15 protein-coding genes are annotated in these 16,449 nt (G+C 39.7%); 8 read left to right on the forward strand and 7 right to left on the reverse strand.

Going from position 1 to position 16,449, the window contains the following annotated elements:
* The first annotated feature begins 3 nt into the window (after window positions 1-3).
* Window positions 4-1,908, forward strand: a complete 1,905-nt coding sequence (nagE, locus tag AC3WR0_RS08390; RefSeq protein ID WP_492551880.1) for an N-acetylglucosamine-specific PTS transporter subunit IIBC — start codon at window positions 4-6, stop codon at window positions 1,906-1,908.
* Window positions 1,909-1,949: 41 nt separating this feature from the next.
* On the opposite strand, the gene hemG is transcribed toward nagE, so the two are convergent.
* The 3 genes from hemG to efeO form a co-directional block, all read right to left on the reverse strand.
* Window positions 1,950-3,335 carry a protoporphyrinogen oxidase gene (hemG, locus tag AC3WR0_RS08395; RefSeq protein WP_492551881.1) on the reverse strand — a complete coding sequence of 462 codons (1,386 nt, stop codon included), beginning with the start codon at window positions 3,333-3,335 and terminating at the stop codon, window positions 1,950-1,952.
* 115 nt (window positions 3,336-3,450) lie between these two features.
* Window positions 3,451-4,692 (reverse strand): iron uptake transporter deferrochelatase/peroxidase subunit, encoded by a 1,242-nt coding sequence (gene efeB / locus AC3WR0_RS08400; protein WP_492551882.1) that lies wholly within the window; start codon window positions 4,690-4,692, stop codon window positions 3,451-3,453.
* 15 nt (window positions 4,693-4,707) lie between these two features.
* On the reverse strand, window positions 4,708-5,886 hold the full coding sequence (gene efeO, locus AC3WR0_RS08405) for an iron uptake system protein EfeO (RefSeq protein WP_492551883.1): 1,179 nt from the start codon (window positions 5,884-5,886) through the stop codon (window positions 4,708-4,710).
* A gap of 281 nt (window positions 5,887-6,167) precedes the next feature.
* On the opposite strand from efeO, the gene AC3WR0_RS08410 reads away from it, so the two are divergent.
* The 5 genes from AC3WR0_RS08410 to AC3WR0_RS08430 all read left to right on the forward strand — a co-directional run bounded on the left by AC3WR0_RS08410 (window position 6,168) and on the right by AC3WR0_RS08430 (window position 11,795).
* Complete coding sequence (locus AC3WR0_RS08410; protein ID WP_492551884.1) at window positions 6,168-7,205, forward strand: Bug family tripartite tricarboxylate transporter substrate binding protein; 1,038 nt, start codon at window positions 6,168-6,170, stop codon at window positions 7,203-7,205.
* Window positions 7,206-7,420: 215 nt separating this feature from the next.
* Entirely contained in the window at window positions 7,421-7,873 is a 453-nt protein-coding gene (locus tag AC3WR0_RS08415) for a tripartite tricarboxylate transporter TctB family protein (protein ID WP_492551885.1), read from the forward strand.
* Window positions 7,874-7,894: 21 nt separating this feature from the next.
* Window positions 7,895-9,421, forward strand: coding sequence for a tripartite tricarboxylate transporter permease (locus AC3WR0_RS08420; RefSeq protein ID WP_492551886.1), 1,527 nt, complete (start codon window positions 7,895-7,897; stop codon window positions 9,419-9,421).
* A gap of 80 nt (window positions 9,422-9,501) precedes the next feature.
* A complete protein-coding gene (locus tag AC3WR0_RS08425) occupies window positions 9,502-11,091 on the forward strand; it encodes an ATP-binding protein (protein WP_492551887.1) in 1,590 nt (529 codons plus the stop codon).
* Window positions 11,088-11,795, forward strand: coding sequence for a response regulator (locus AC3WR0_RS08430; RefSeq protein ID WP_492551888.1), 708 nt, complete (start codon window positions 11,088-11,090; stop codon window positions 11,793-11,795). The genes AC3WR0_RS08425 and AC3WR0_RS08430 overlap by 4 nt, the downstream gene beginning before the upstream one ends.
* Window positions 11,796-12,012: 217 nt before the next feature.
* On the opposite strand, the gene AC3WR0_RS08435 is transcribed toward AC3WR0_RS08430, so the two are convergent.
* The gene (locus tag AC3WR0_RS08435; protein WP_492551889.1) at window positions 12,013-12,927 is read right to left on the reverse strand and encodes a DMT family transporter; all 915 of its coding nucleotides are present in this window, start codon (window positions 12,925-12,927) and stop codon (window positions 12,013-12,015) included.
* Between the two features lie 195 nt (window positions 12,928-13,122).
* Here AC3WR0_RS08435 and AC3WR0_RS08440 point away from each other — a divergent pair, with 195 nt between their 5' ends.
* Window positions 13,123-13,542, forward strand: coding sequence for a DUF3139 domain-containing protein (locus AC3WR0_RS08440; protein WP_492551890.1), 420 nt, complete (start codon window positions 13,123-13,125; stop codon window positions 13,540-13,542).
* A gap of 75 nt (window positions 13,543-13,617) precedes the next feature.
* On the opposite strand, the gene AC3WR0_RS08445 is transcribed toward AC3WR0_RS08440, so the two are convergent.
* From AC3WR0_RS08445 to AC3WR0_RS08455, 3 genes are all read right to left on the reverse strand, one after another.
* Entirely contained in the window at window positions 13,618-13,899 is a 282-nt protein-coding gene (locus AC3WR0_RS08445) for a YggT family protein (RefSeq protein WP_035442503.1), read from the reverse strand.
* Between the two features lie 292 nt (window positions 13,900-14,191).
* The gene (locus tag AC3WR0_RS08450) at window positions 14,192-15,454 is read right to left on the reverse strand and encodes a vWA domain-containing protein (protein ID WP_492551891.1); all 1,263 of its coding nucleotides are present in this window, start codon (window positions 15,452-15,454) and stop codon (window positions 14,192-14,194) included.
* Window positions 15,455-15,466: 12 nt separating this feature from the next.
* Window positions 15,467-15,898, reverse strand: coding sequence for a MerR family transcriptional regulator (locus AC3WR0_RS08455; protein WP_492551892.1), 432 nt, complete (start codon window positions 15,896-15,898; stop codon window positions 15,467-15,469).
* A gap of 293 nt (window positions 15,899-16,191) precedes the next feature.
* Here AC3WR0_RS08455 and AC3WR0_RS08460 point away from each other — a divergent pair, with 293 nt between their 5' ends.
* Window positions 16,192-16,434 carry a hypothetical protein gene (locus tag AC3WR0_RS08460; protein WP_027319908.1) on the forward strand — a complete coding sequence of 81 codons (243 nt, stop codon included), beginning with the start codon at window positions 16,192-16,194 and terminating at the stop codon, window positions 16,432-16,434.
* Window positions 16,435-16,449 lie beyond the last annotated feature (15 nt).

The raw sequence follows: 16,449 nt of genomic DNA on the forward strand, positions 1-16,449 counted from the left end.
CATATGCTTGGTTTTTTGCAAAGAATCGGTAAATCATTAATGCTTCCGATTGCTGTACTTCCGGCTGCAGCGTTATTACTTAGGCTTGGACAAAAGGATTTATTTGATATTCCCTTTATAGCAGCTTCCGGAAACGCCATTTTCGCTAATTTGGCCCTTATTTTTGCGATCGGGGTAGCGATTGGCTTATCAAGGGACCAAAGCGGGGCAGCAGGTCTCGCGGGTGCAATTGGGTATCTAGTTCTAACAGAGGGTACAAAAGCAATCAACAAAGACATCAATATGGCAATTTTGGGCGGGATACTTTCAGGTATTGTTGCAGGAAGTCTTTATAATCGTTTTTACAAAATAAAGCTGCCTGATTGGCTGGGCTTCTTTGGCGGTAAACGATTTGTTCCGATCATAACCGCAGCTTCTATGGTCATATTAGCAGGGATTTTCGGGTTTATATGGCCGCCAATCCAATCGGCTATAAATGCTCTTGGCCACTGGATAATTGGTGCAGGGGCTATAGGTGTTGGTCTTTATGGGCTCCTTAACAGGCTGCTTATTCCTGTAGGTCTCCATCATGTATTAAACAGTCTTGTCTGGTTTGTATTCGGGGAATATAAAGGAGCTACTGGTGACTTGAACCGGTTTTTTGCAGGGGATCCATCAGCGGGAATTTTTATGACTGGTTTCTTCCCTATTATGATGTTTGGTCTTCCGGCAGCAGGCTTTGCTATGATTGCTGCTTCTAAGCCTGAGCAGCGGAAAAAAACAGCGGGTTTGCTTGCTGGTATAGCCCTAACCTCATTTCTAACGGGCATCACCGAACCGCTTGAATTTTCCTTTATGTTTTTATCTCCGCTTTTATATGGAATTCACGCTGTATTAACAGCAAGCTCCATGATGGTCACTTACTTATTGGGCATTCATCATGGTTTTGGTTTTTCTGCAGGTGCAATTGACTTTTTCTTAAATCTTGGATTAGCTACGAAGCCATGGCTTTTGTTTGGTATAGGGATTATTTATGCGATTATCTACTTTTTCGTTTTCTATTTCCTTATAACGAGGCTGGATATTAAAACACCGGGTCGTGTGGAAGATGACGAGACGTCCGAAACAGACCGTATGGAAATGGCCACAGGGGGCGATAAATATGACACAATGGCCCAATACTTTATCCAGGATCTTGGCGGAAGAGAAAATATCAATACCATTGATAATTGTACAACGCGTTTGCGCTTAACTATTGATAATATGAATGAAGTCAAAGAGGATGCCCTGAAGCGTCATGGAGCCAGGGGTATCATAAAAGTTAATAAAACAAACCTGCAGGTTATTGTCGGAACAGATGTTGAATTTGTTGCGGATGCCATGAAAAGCAGGGTGGAGAATGGAGAAGCACCTTCTGCTCAAAAGCCAAAAAAAGTGGAGGATGCCAAGCCTTGTGACACCATGAAAGGCGAGGATTTTATTCTTCCTATGAAAGGGAGGGTAATTCCAATTGAAGAGATTCCAGATGAGGCATTCTCCAGCAGAGCAATGGGAGATGGATTTGGGATAGAACCAGCTGAAGGAACAGTGGCAGCACCAGTGGCTGGGGAAATTATGATGTTATTTCCTTCGAAACATGCAGTTGGAATTAAAACAAGTGAAGGCCATGAAATTCTCATCCATGTTGGTGTGGATACCGTAAAACTTGATGGCCAGGGATTCGAAAGCTTTGTGAATGAAGGAGATCAAGTAAAGAAGGGACAGAAGCTGTTAAAGGCAGACTTGGATGCCATAAAAGATAAGGTACCATCCACCACAACTGCCGTTTTATTTACAAACCTAACAGCCGACCAGAAGCTCACTTTAAAGAAAACAGGGGACATGGAGCAGGGAGAAAGCAATATCTTTGAATTTAAAACTAAGCAATAATATAAAAAACAAAAGAGATGCGTGGCATCTCTTTTGTATTATTACATATTCTCTAAGATTTTCTTAGCTGTGTTTGCCCCGTTTTCAAGGCAGTCTGGAATACCAACCCCATAATAGGAGCAGCCGGCAAGCCAAATTCCTGGATAATCCTTTGCTAGCTTAGTTTCCAGGGCAGCTACTGTTTGTGGGTGAGTGATTAAATAATTTGGCATGCTCTCAGTCCATTTGGTTACTTCATATGCCGCAGTCTCCGCTGTAATCCCGAGACTTTTTACAATATCATTCTTAGCAGTTTGGAGAAGGTCCTCGTCGCTCTTTTCTTTTAAGGATGCGAATGCCGGATGGCTGCTTTTATAAAATAACCTTACGAGCAGGTTTCCGCTTTGTGAAGTGTGCTTCCATTTCCTGCTTGTCCAGGTGCAGGCATTACAGGAGAGTTCATCTGTATTTGCAGTAATAAATCCAGTTCCGTCCGCAGGAAGCTCGCTGTCAGGTATATCGAATCCTAAATAAACCGATATAAGAGAGCTGTTTTTTAGGCTGGCAAATTCTTTTTCCAGTTCCTCATCCACAATCAAGTCTTCCGCAGCATTATGGGGGATGCTGAGTACAATATGGTCTGCTTCAATGATTTCACCATTTGAAAAAACAACCTTGTACCGGCCATTTTCTTCTTTTTCAATCCGAGTTGCTTTCGTATTTTTTAAAATTTCCGTACTGTCCAGATGCTCTTCATAAGCTTCAATGATAGCACCAAGTCCGCCTTTAAGGGATATAAATTTGCTTCCGCCGCTTTGCCAGACTTTTTTATTTTCCTCGAACCCTTTAATGATACTGCCATACTTTTCTTTGTAATCAAAGACCTGAGGAAGAACATCTCCAATGGTTAAGTCACTAAGGTTTCCGGAATAGACACCGGAAAGTACGGGAGCAATTTGCTTTTCAACAAGCTCTTTTCCAAGAAAGTACTCTAAAAAGTCTCCAATTGAATCCTTCTTTGTAAAGCGTTCATTTTTCGTGTAAAAATCCTTTAAAGCCTCGACCTTTCCTTCAGCAGAAACAAGTGTGCTTTTGGCCAAAGATTCAATGCTGGCCGGAATACCATACACAGAATCAGCTGGAATTAGTTTTAGTTCACCATCAACGAAAATGAAGGACCTTCCTGCAGCGTTATAAACGATTTCTTCTTCCAGCCCAAGATCCTTGATGAAATTCTTACCAATTGCTTTACGGGCCACAATGGAGTCTGCCCCTGCCTCGATAACAAAACCGCCTTCCTTGACGGTTCGAATTTTTCCACCAAGCTGGGATGACGCCTCAGCAAGGACAAGTCTTAGATCGGATTGATTTTCTTTCTTCCATTTATTTAATTCATACATAGCGGAAAGGCCAGCAGCTCCGCCGCCAATAACTAATATTGTTTTCACTTTTTGAGCACCTCTGTTTACATCCAATTCATTACTAAAGTGTACCACAAAATTGACAACAGATAGAAAAGGATTAGCCAAAGAAAGCCAGCATTCAAACGAATGCTGGCCATTTTTAAGCTTCTAATAGGTTTTGTGCTATATACTCACCTTTACGAATGCCACCCGGAACAGCAAACATAGCGCTGCCAATATGTTTGGTATATTCGTTTAAGCGGTCTACTTGAGAAAGATTTTTAAGCATAGGAAGAAACTGAGTATCAGGATTCTTTTGGTAGCTGATAAACATGAGGCCAGCATTAATATTTCCTGTTGTCGGATCCATTCCTTCTGTGTAGGAATAGGCGCGTCTGAAAATTTCCTGTCCCGTTTCTTTCGCAACCCTGGTATGGGAATCGCGCGGCAACTGGCTTAAATCAACTGAATCATGTTCCTTCGCCTTGCCATATGCAGCTCCAGTCTTTTTATTTCTGCCAAACGTATCCTCCTGGCTTTTTAAAGAGGAGCGGTCCCAAGATTCCAGCATCATTTGAATTTTTCTCACAGCCATGTAAGACCCGCCATTCATCCAGTCTGGTTCGTCAGCTCCTGCCCAAACAATCCTGTTCATCGCAGATTCATCACGAGGCTGTGCATTGGCTGTTCCATCTTTAAAACCAAACAGGTTTCGGGGAGTTTTACCATCTGGGCTGCTAAGGAAACCTGAGTGAATCCATTTTATCTCTGCAATGCCATTTGCTGATTTCATTAAATTTCGTAATCCATGAAAAGCAATTTGCTGGTCATCGGCACAAACCTGAATACATATATCTCCGCCAATAAAGGGGTCCTTTAATGCATCTCGGGGCATGGCAGGGATATCCTGTAAATGCTTTGGTTTTTTTGATGCAATTCCGAAGCGGTCCCTGCCGTCTTTTAAGAAGAAGGAAGATCCAAGCCCAAAGGTAATCGTAATATTAGAAGGAGAAAGGTCCTCAGATTCTCCGGTGTCAGCTGGCGGAAGGAAATCATTAGAGCCTGTTTCTTTATTTGCCTGGCCTATGCTAAGGGCATAGCCGAGGCTGCTCCAGTTTTTAAAAAGCTTTATGACTTCCTGCTTTTGGTCCGTTAGCAGATTGAAGGCAGCAATGTACGCAAAACCTTGTTGTGGGGTAGCAATACCTGCCTGGTGTTCACCATAAAACGGAATGGTACTTTTGATGGCTTTATCCTTGCTTGAAGGTCGTTCAAGCACATCCGACATAGCTGTAACAGCACCAAATCCACTTGCTCCAATTGCCATACCTACTCCGGCAATCGCAGAAGCTTTTAAAAGATTTCTTCGTGAAACTGTGTTTGGTTTTATTTCAGAGGACATTTTACTTACTCCTTACTATTGTAATATCTTTGCTGTTTGGCCCATTAATTCGGATAAAACCCCTAATTTCTGGCTCAATTCGCGAATTTGTTCCTGTGTTAGCTCTGTGTATAAAACATATTGTCCGTTCTTTTTATGAGAATTTAGGATTAGGGTTAGCTCTTTAAACTTGGCATTCAGCTTGGCAGCAAGCTCCTTATCCTTTTCATTTAAAGCAGGAAGGATATCTTTATAGATTTCCTGTGAACCTTCAACATTAGCTCCCAGGTCCATTAAATCTATACGGGAATACCTTTCTTCTTCACCGGTAATTTTTGAAACTGCTGCTTCATTAATCAATTCCATGGCACCGGCAACTACATCTGTCGGCCTTAATTGAACTGCTTTGACTTTCTCTTGAAGGGAAAGGACATCCTTGTTAAGTTGGTCGGCAACAGGGATCATTGCATCCAGGGACTCGTTGTTCCAAAGGGCTTTTTCAATACGGTGGAAGCCGCCCCATTCAGAAGGATCAACGTCTCCTTCACGTGCATCAATTTTGGGGTCGAGATCTCCAAAGCTTTCTGCAATGGGCTCAATTCGTTCGTAATGGGCCCGGGACTCTGCATAAAGTGCTTTTGCTTTTTGAATGTCCTTTGACTTAACTGCATCAGTGAATCCTTGAGTGGAGAGGACCAATTGGCTGGTTTCCTCATTAACATATTTTTTATATTGCTCGACAGCTTGATTTAAAGATGCGGAATTACTTTCTTCCGCTTTCTTGGCATTTGATAGTTTTGTTAACGACTCATCTAGAGAACTAGCTAACGTTTTAAGCGTTTCTTTATCAGGATTGTCTTGAGAGGCTCCTGCATAAAGGGGCAAAAGGTATTTCTCAATTTCCGTATAGAGAAGAGGGTGAGACTCCCGAATATTATTTTCTAATGCAAGCCACTCTGTATTTAAGTTTTTTGCTGTCTTTTTAATATTTTCATTGTCTTCTTTGTTTAAGGCATTGGTAAAAGAGTTAAGTGAAGCTTTTAAAGAAGAGGATATCGCTTTCACATCATTTTTATCCGCCTTTTTAGAGGCAGCAGGGGATTTCTGAGCTCCATTTGTTTTTTCTGAATTAGAACTGCAGCCGGAAAGGGCAGGGATTAATAAAGAAGTGGAGACTAGTACAGCAATAATTGTTTTATTTTTATTTACTTTCATATGTAATTCCTCCAATGGCTTAAGTAGTTTGAATATCTGCAAAAGACTATGCGTAAAAAGAAGTCTTAAATGCAAATGAAAATCATTATCACTTAACTTATTATCTTATCGATCTAGTAATGTGTCAACAGTTTATGAGGAAAAATTAAAATTTGATGAGAAACGTGAACAAAATGAACAAAATAGGTTTTAAGTTTTTAATGCTCTTTAAATATATAAACTTTAACTCTTATTAAACTTTTGTAAAATTAAGAAAACGTTTACAAAGGGGGATTTAAAGGATGTTTTCAATCAAAAAGTTTTCTTCAGTTTTAGTTGCTGGGGCTTTGGCACTTAGCCTCGGTGCATGCAGCAATGCTCCAAGTAAAGAAGTATCAGGGGCAGGAAAAAAAGAGGTAGGTACAGGTTATCCAAAGAAAGCCATCACAGTTGTGGCTCCTTCTGGTGCCGGTGGGGGATGGGATTTAACGGCACGTTCTTTTGCCAAAGTATTAGGAGAGACTGGACTAGTTAAGCAGCCACTTACCGTTGAAAATAAGCCAGGAGGCGGAGGAGCTGTATTTATGGCTGAATACGCCACCCAGCAGGTTCAAAATAATGAAATGTTGTTTGTCAGCTCACCGCCAATTATTATTAACAATCTCAAAAAAGAAGGAAATAGTCCTTACGGTTACAAAAATACAACACCTTTGGCTCAGTTAACCAAGGATTTTGGAGCCATTGTTGTAAAGGCAGATTCTAAATATACTGACTTAAAATCTGTTTTGGAAGTGGTAAAAAAGGATCCGAAGAAATTGACCTTTGCAGGTGGTTCGGCACCAGGATCGATGGATCATCTAATATCCATTCTCCCAGCCTATAAATATGGCGTCGATCCAACAAAAATTAAATACGTTTCCTATGATGGAGGGGGAGAAGCAATTACTGCTTTACTTGGCGGAAATGCAGATGTAATCGGTACAGATGCTTCCAGTGTTAAGGAATTTCTAAAGGCAGGAAAGGTTAAGGTTCTTGCAGTTACAGCTTCTGAACGTTTAGGTGGAGATTTTAAAGATATTCCAACAGCTAAAGAGCAGGGTATAGATGCGGAGTTTACCATTTGGAGAGGCATCTTTGGTGCTGAAAAAATGAGCGATGAGGCTAAGTCTTATTGGGAAAAGACGATTGATAAACTAGTCAAATCTCCAGAGTGGAAGACAGAAGTAGAAACGCAGGGCTGGGAAATGGAGTATAGGAACAGCTCTGATTTCAAAAAGTTTCTTGTTGATCAGGAAAGCCAGGTTAAAGATCTATTAAAATCGCTAGGAATGCAGAAGTAATATTAAGTGGGAAAGAGTTGTTTATCCTCTCTTTCCCATTACTTAGCTAATCAGAATTTATATCCCTAAATTCTGAACGCACGACGGACAGGAAGTCCTAGTCAGGCGAAAGGCACAGGATGTGCCGATTTGAGCGTGATAATTAAAACTAGAGCATCCGCCAAAAAGGACTTGGCGAATGCCAAGTTTTTCTAATAAAGAAGGTGGGTGATAGTGTGGATATCAAATTTGATCGTATAGCAGCTGTCTTATTTTTAGCGGTAGGAGTTCTATTTATAGCTGGAAGCAGGAGTATTGCCCATTCTGCCTATGGCAGTGTGGTTGGACCAGATATATTTCCTTTTTTCCTAGGCATTATTCTAGTTATCTTAAGTATTCGTTTATTTTATGAAACCTTTGGAGGCAAAAAACAAACATCAAAAAGTGAGAAACTTCAATACAAGCCCTTACTGATAATCCTGGCTGCAACACTAGCTTATATATTGACTTTAGAAACGATTGGTTACGTGATTACAACCTTCCTGTTTCTGTTTATATGCTTTCAAACGATGGAGCGTACAAAATGGGTTAAATCGGCTGTAATTGCAGCAGGCTTTTCCGGAATTGTTTATTTTTTATTTGTAGAAGTGTTAAAAGGGACGCTGCCGGGCTGGCCAATCTGGTTTTGATCAAAGAAAGGAGAACAGAATATGAGTACACTAGATTATTTGTTTCAAGGGTTTGGAACGGCTCTTGTCTGGTATAATCTGATTTTCGCTTTTATAGGAGTTTTAATTGGTACGGCGGTAGGGGTGCTTCCCGGAATCGGGCCGATGAGCGGAGTAGCTCTTCTGATCCCGGTAACGGCATCTGTAACTGGATCCCTTCCTCCAGAACAGGCGGCCACAAGTGCGCTCATTTTGCTAGCAGGAGTTTATTATGGAGCAATGTATGGAGGCTCAACTACATCTATTCTTTTAAATACCCCTGGAGAATCTTCTTCGGTGGTAACGACACTTGATGGCTATCAAATGGCGAAAAAGGGAAGAGCAGGAAGTGCCTTATCTATTGCCGCTATTGGCTCCTTTGTTGCAGGTATTGTCACGCTAATCGCACTGATAGCGCTTGCCAAGCCCTTGTCTAATATTGCACTAAAGTTCGGTCCTGCCGAGTACTTCTCCCTCATGCTTCTAGGTTTAGGGGCAGTTAGCGGACTGGCAGGAAAGTCCGTAACAAAGGCGTTAATTATGACTGTGAGTGGTTTATTACTTGGAACCATTGGTATTGATAATGTTTCTGGAATTGCCCGTTTCACCTTTAATGTTCCTTGGCTTTATCAAGGAGTTGAATTTCTAACTATTGCCGTGGGTCTCTTTGCTCTGGGAGAAGTTTTTAAGACCATTATAGAAAATGAAGAGGAGGATACAGACCTAGCAAAAATTAATAATCTATTCCCGTCAAAAGAGGAATTGAAGGAATCAGCCGGACCGATTGCGAGGGGTTCTATACTTGGTTTCTTTGTTGGAATTCTTCCAGGAGCAGGGGCAACTTTAGCATCCTTCTTTTCCTACATTCTTGAAAAAAAGATATCAAAAAATCCGTCCAAATTTGGAACAGGAACGATTGCCGGTGTTGCTGCACCGGAATCCGCTAATAATGCTGCATCAGGCGGAGCCATGATTCCTTTATTAACTTTGGGAATCCCCGGATCTGGAACAACTGCCATTTTAATGGGAGCATTAATGATGTACAATGTTCAGCCTGGACCCTTGTTATTTGAGGATCATCCACAGGTTGCATGGGGCTTAATAGCAAGTATGTTTATTGGAAATATCATGCTGTTAATCTTAAATCTTCCGCTTGTAAAGATATTTGCAAAAATCATTCAAACACCAAAGAAGTATTTGATTCCACTTATTATAGCCATCTCTATTTTTGGGGTTTATGCTGTTCAGGTATCCACAAATGACCTTTTACTGCTGCTTGCCTGCGGCGTGTTGGGATATTTTTTAAACAAACATGATTATCCTATTGCCCCTCTTGTATTAGGTTTGGTTTTGGGACCGATGCTTGAAAATAATTTGAGGCGAGCGCTTACGATTTCTAACGGGGATTATGGGCCATTTGTAACCCGTCCCATTTCATTAGCGTTTCTCGTAATGGCTGTTTTATGGCTCCTAATACCTGTTTTAATGAAAATGAGAGGTAAAAATGTGATTATCAACGAAGAAGCATAGAAAATAAAAATTCAGATTATTTTTGAAACTCCTTTTTTTAAGGAGTTTTTTTTAATAAGATAAATATAGAGGTGTGATTTATGCGGTTACATACAAAGTTAATGCTTGGAATATGTGTTCTTATCATCCTGATGGGTGGTATTTTTGATTATACTTTTAAAAATATAATGGAAGAGAACCTTAAACATGAGAAGGGTACAAAGGCACTATCAGTTGCCCAGACAATTACTAATATGCCTGCCATTAAGGACGCTTTTCATCAAAGAAATCCTTCCGCTATCATTCAGCCGATAGTAGAACAGATAAGAAAACAGGTCGGAGCAGAATTTATAGTGGTAGGTAATCGGGATGAAGTGCGATATTCTCATCCAAACCCGAAACGAATTGGCGAAAAGATGGTTGGAGGAGATAATGGCCGAGTGTTTAAGGGAAAATCTGTCATCTCTGAATCAACGGGTACCCTTGGACCTTCCCTGAGGGGAAAGGCCCCTATTATTGAGAGTGGAAAAATAATCGGTGTTGTTTCGGTTGGATATCTTCAGACGGACATAGAAAAAGAGGTTGCAAAGATCCGAAAAAAAATCTTTATAGCCACTTTCATTATTCTTTTAGGCGGCTTGCTTTCAGCCCTATTAATCTCACTAAATATTAAAAGAGCTATTTTTGGATTAGAACCAAAAGAGATTGCCTGGATGTATCAGGAAAAGCATGCAATATTAGAGTCTATTCATGAGGGAATTATTGCAATTGATACAAACGGAAGAATGACGGTGGTAAATGAAACGGCCCATAAAATTCTTCAAATTCCTAATGATATTCTTCTTCGCGGTAAAAGAATAGAAGATGTAATTGAATACACTCATCTTCTGGAGGTTGTTAAGACAGGAATTGCGGAATATGACAAGGAAATAATGATACATGGTGATGTATTCCTGGCTAATCGAGTTCCAATTCTAAATATAAAAGGGGAAGTGATTGGGGCAGTTGCTAGCCTTCGAAGTAAATCCGAACTTTCAAAGCTTCTTCAGGAACTGTCCCATGTTAAAGCCTATGCAGAAGGTCTTCGTGCACAGACGCATGAATATTCTAACAGGCTATATACGATTCTTGGTCTGATACAACTGGGCTCTTACAAAGAAGCGATTGATTTTATTTCAAAGGAAGTGGATGTGGCGCAAGGGTTCATTCGCTTTTTAATGTCCGAAATACCAGATCCAATCCTTGCAGGTTTTATTTTGGGTAAAATCAGCCTAGCAAGTGAAATGAAGCTTGATTTCACTGTAGATAGGGGAAGCAGCTTTAGAGATGTTCCTTCTGCAATAAATCGTGATTCTTTAGTGACTATTATCGGGAACCTAATCAACAATGCCTTTGAAGCAGTTCTGGAGAATAATAATACCGAAAAGAGAGTAACCCTCTTTTTAAGTGATTTGGGGAAGGAACTAATCATTGAGGTCGAGGATAATGGAAAAGGGATTACAGAGGGAAATGACGATAGGATTTTCCAGGAAGGATTTACAACGAAAAATAAAAATACTAATGCCGGAATAGGCCTGAGTCTAGTTAAAGAAGCAATAAAGACATTAGGGGGTTCTATTACTTTTTCTTCACATATCGGTAAAGGAACTATTTTTACCGTTGCAATTCCTAAACAGGGGGTGGTCGGATGAGCACAATAAAAGATATTGATGTTTTAATTGTTGAAGATGATCTTAGAGTAGCAGAAATTCAAAAACGGTTTATCGAACAAATTCCAGGATTTCAAACGATTGGTATTGCAGCGAGTTATTTGGAAGCAAAAAGCTTCATTGAAGTGATGGAACCGGACTTGCTTCTCCTGGATGTTTATTTCCCTGACATGAACGGATTGGATCTATTGAAAGAGACCAAGATACGAGGGAAGCAAATGGACGTTATTATGATTACAGCAACAAAGGAAATGCATAAAGTTCAGGAAGCCATCACTATAGGTGTTTTCGATTATATTCTTAAGCCAGTTATTTTTGAAAGATTCAAGGTAGCTCTTTTAAGATACCAGGAATATAATCGGAAGCTAACCTTTTTTAGGGAAAGGGACTTGCAGGTTACACAGGAACAAGTAGATAAACTGTTGCGAAAAGAAATAGAAGGAAGCATTCAGGAAAAAAACTATTTGCCAAAAGGTATCGATCCATTAACTTTGGAAAAGGTACTTGAGGTACTGGGGAGAACGAACATGGGTCTAACGGCCGAATTTGTAGCAAAGGAAATGGGTGTAAGCCGGACAACTGCAAGAAGATACCTGGAACACCTTATAACAGAAGAAAAGATCGAAGCCGACCTTGCCTATGGAACAGTTGGACGCCCGGAAAGGGTTTACCTAGTAAAAGGGTAAAGAAACTCGAGATTGTGCCTTCATCTCGCCTGACTAGGACATCATCGGAAAAGCAAGAGCTTTTCCTTCGTGCGAGGCAAAATCTGACTCTGTACGTCGTGCATTTAGAAATGATGGTTATCAATTCGGGTGAGGCAATAAAAAGGAATCCCCGGGAGGATTCCTTTTTTACTTAGCATAAAAATAGAGTCCCAATCCAATTTTGGGACTCTAAAATTTAAGCACTTTTATTTGGATCCACTGCTAAAGCAGGTTTGGTAGGTAAATTAGCAATGTAAACACCGAGCAGTACCAGAACGCCTCCGCCAATTTGAGCGGGTAGTATGGCGTTTCCTAAAACAAAGTGGGAGGCAATAATCGCCACAAACGGCTGCAGGTTCATGAACATAGAAGCAGTTCCAGCCCCAACCTCCGCAACCCCTTTATTCCACCAAAAACCGGCAATGCCCTGAGCAAGAATCCCTGCACAAATTAATATTACCCACATATAAAGATGATGGCTGACAATCGTGCCGGATACCATCCACTCTACGCCGGCAGCAGGAATCATTAATATACTACCAAGTACAGTTGCATAAACCGTAACTGTATAAGAGGGCATTGATTTTGATAACCCACGGATAAATAGCAGACTGACAGATAGGCTTAGCATGGCTAGTAATACATTAAAATCTCCTAATGAAATGCCGAAAGAGCCACCGCTTCCTAAGCTGATAATTGAAAAGACTCCTACTAGGCTGATCAGTGCTCCAAGGGATTTCTTGGCAGTTAATTTAATTTTAAAGACAACTCTTTCAAGAAGAATAGTTGCAATCGGTGCGAGTGCCAAAATTAATGATGCATTCGCAGGCGTAGTATGGTGTAAGCCTGTAAAGTAAAAGGTTTGATTAAACAATGTTCCAAAAATCCCGACTCCAAGCAGGAACTTCCACTCACTGGCAGTCGGGCGACGCATACCTTTTTGAAAGAGGGCAGTAATGACAAGAAATAAAGATGTAAAACAAATCCTGACTGTTGATAAAATTACGGGTGAGAACCCTTTAAGTAAATAGGCGCTGACGGGGTAATTGCAGCCCCAAAGTATAGAAACGAATAGCAAGCTGACAAGAGCTTTATTATTACGCGATTGCATGAGTAGAAACACTTACCTTTCTTTGAAAAAACTTTTACCATTATAACACGATAACGCGATAAACTGTTGAAAAATATTTCGACTCCCGTAAAAAAATACATTTAGAAAATTTAATTTAATTTATTATTTAGTCGGGGTAATAGGTTATAATAAGTGTAAATTTACACTGTAGTTTCGAGGGGGCCTTTTGAGAAGATGAAATTGAAAAGTAGAATTCGAGTCACCATTATTGTCCTATTTACCTTTTTTATTCTTGGGCTGCCTTTAGATATTCTTTATGTTTTAAACAATGGCAACCCTTATACAAAATTTTTGGTTAATAAATATGTACCGAAGTATTTAGAGGGAAAAGGGATTAAAGACGAGGAATTGATAACGGGGCATTATGTCGAACCAAGCTATTTAATCAATAAAGCTGTTTATCATGGTCATTATGAAGTTGTTTTCAAAGATGAACCTCAAACAAGTTATTATTATGGAGTAATAAGAAAAGGGAAGAACGTTATACAATTTTGTGAAAAGGATGTAGATTTACCTGATGGCTCCACAGAAACTTCCGAAAAATTAAAGCATGGTGAAAAAAACTGCTTATTTTCTTTTGATAATAGATTTTAAAACTAATACAAAAAAGCCACAAAGGTTCATCCTTCGTGGCTTCTTCAATGTACTATACAGAATGTAAATTTCTGCTTAAACTCCAAGAACATTTAATGACTGGCGCAAACCCTCAAGAGCAAATCCCCTAAGATAACGGAAAGCAAATATTGCAATAATCGGTGAAAAATCTATTGGCCCAAGTGGAGGAATAAACCTTCTGAAGAGGCCTAAATAAGGTTCGACTAGCCTGTAAACCCAAGCACCAAGTTTTGATGTTTGAAATTGAGGAAACCAGGAACCAAAAATAGATATTAAAATCAACCAATAATAAATTTCAAAAACATATCGTCCAATTTCTAAAATCGCAGAACCCAAATAAATCACCTATCTAATTAAATTTTGTTTATCCTCAATATATAGTATATACGTTCTTGTCCTAAAAAAGTTTCAAATTAATCTTATTAGGGGCTTTTTTAAGAAAGCGATACTCTATCTATTAACAAAAGAGCTGGTATTAAAACTATATTTAATTAGAAAAAGTTGGTTTTTGCCAAGTTCTGTTGGTGGATACTCTCGTTTTACTTATGGTTTCAGAATTTATGAATAAGAATTTCTGATTAGCAAAAAAAAGGGTAAAGAATCAATTTATGATCTTTTACCCTTTTCACTAGTTTCTTCGCTTTCTCCGGGATGCCTGCAGGTTGCTGGCGTAGACATCTTTTATAAGGCTTCGTTCTTCTTGTTTTATATCATGTGAAAGTGTCTCTTTTAGTTCTTCAATTTCCATCATACTTTCCTTTATTTCAAAATCATAGCTGCTAGAAAGCTTTTCAAACGAACTTGTATCGATAGAGTGAACCGCCTCGAAATTATGATCCTCAAAATGGCGGATGGCTTCACGTTTGACTTTCGATTCCATGAGGAGCTGGACACTTTTGACTACGTCATGATTAATTTGGACATCATCCATTTCTGAATCTTCAACAAGCGGAAGAGTAAGCTGGGTGCTTTGCTGATTTTTAGTTCCTTCGTGATCGGTGAACTCCAAAGTGAGAGTCATATTTTTCGAACCTGTTTTTGTGCCTTTTTCATCTGTAAAAAATTCAATGATTATTTCCTGTTCCTCAAACACATTACCAATGTAAATAGTACCGTTAGCGTCTTCGGTATAGTCGTTTAGGTTGCTGCTTCTCTGAAGACCTTCCGGAAGCTGGATGGATAGCTTTGCGCTTTTCATAGTCAGAGAAGCAAGAGTTTGAAGTTCTGCAGTAAGGATGCTTTCAAGTTTTTTCATAGAATTCAAATGGTAAAATATTGCGCCAGAGCTTGTTGCGATGCTTTCCATAAAGAAACTGTTATAGTCAGTGCCAACACCAATGGTTGAAATGCTGCTTCCGCCGTTTCGATAGCCTTTTACAATAGTAGCAAGATCTTCAATTTCTGTTATGCCTTCATTTGCCTCGCCGTCACTTAGAAGAATCATTTTAACATGATGTGTTTTTAGAAGGGCTTTCGAAATTTGCCTATATGCCTGCTCCAAACCGTCACTGACATTCGTTGTCCCACCAGTATCCATAGCACGAATTCGATCTTTGATAATAAACCGTTCGTTTCTAGTGATGGGGGAGAGCGGATACTCGATGCGGGCAATATGGTCAAAAGAAACAATACCAATTTGGTCTCCGTCACGCATCATATCGACGAGCTTTTCAGATGCGTTTTTAACAAAATCCAACTTGCTGGCCGAACCTTCAGCTATCCTGGAATCCTCCGCCGAACCGTCCATGCTGCCTGAACGGTCTATAACGAGCAGGATAGCAACCGGTTTGTTTTCAATGGATGGAGGGGCAGGCGGTGTTATTTCAACACTTAAATGATTTAAGCCTTCAATGTGTTCCATTTTATTCTTTGCCCATTTGTAAGTCAGCATTACAATCTCTCCCTATTCTTCAATAATTTTTTTTACTGCTGCTACAATCTTTTCTTTCTTTTTAGCATCATAATTTGAATGGATTTGCAGAATGACCTCCGCATGCAATTCAATTTGTTCCATTTCTGCCGGTTCATAGGAAATGGCTTCAAAAAGCTTTTCTGGAGTGAAATTAGGCATTTGGTGGCCTATCCTTTTGATTCGTTCAGGTTCCATTACCTGAAGTTCTTTTTGTATCTCGGCAAGTTTTTTTCCTGTTTTGCTCATCGTCCGAATTGCCCTGAAAAAATCTAGGTGCCTTTCAGTATACATACGCCTGTTACCGATAAGCTCTAAATCAGGTACCATTCCAATTTGGGTATAGTACCGAACCATACGCAATGTTGCTTCTGTGTCACCTTCGCTTTGAAGCTGCTCAACAATCTCCTGGGCTGTGAATCCCATCAACAACCCTCCTAGTTACAGTTTACTGTTATAGTTACAGTGTACTGTAAGGAGATGAAACCGTCAACTATAAGATTCCAGAATGTGAGAGAAACTCCAATTTTAGAAATAACGATTTAGAGACAATTTTTTAAAAGGAGCTGTGTTAAAGCATATTGTTGATTTGATCTAAGTTGATTAGAGCGAAAATCTAAACATAAGTTGAGTTGAATTGGAAAAAAAAGGACTGTAAGCGCTGTCAAATTCATTGTATAATACAAATAGATTAACAATATAAGAATAGGTGATTCAATATGGAAATGGGTTTCATTTCAAAGGTAGAGAATATTTTAAACAAGGATTCTAACGTGAAAATAGGCTGGGAGGAAAGTAATCAAGAAATCTATTTATTTTGGAAAAACGGTAATAATGAGGGCCGGATGCTTTTAGAAAAGGTGGACGAACAAAAACAGGGGAGCCGTCAGCTGTACTGGACATCTTTTTTAAAAGGAATACAGGAAAGAATTCGTCAAAATCAGCATAAAACCTGCTGTTGACTTTAATAGGCTGCC

This window comes from Neobacillus sp. FW104-15D2, assembly GCF_058790155.1.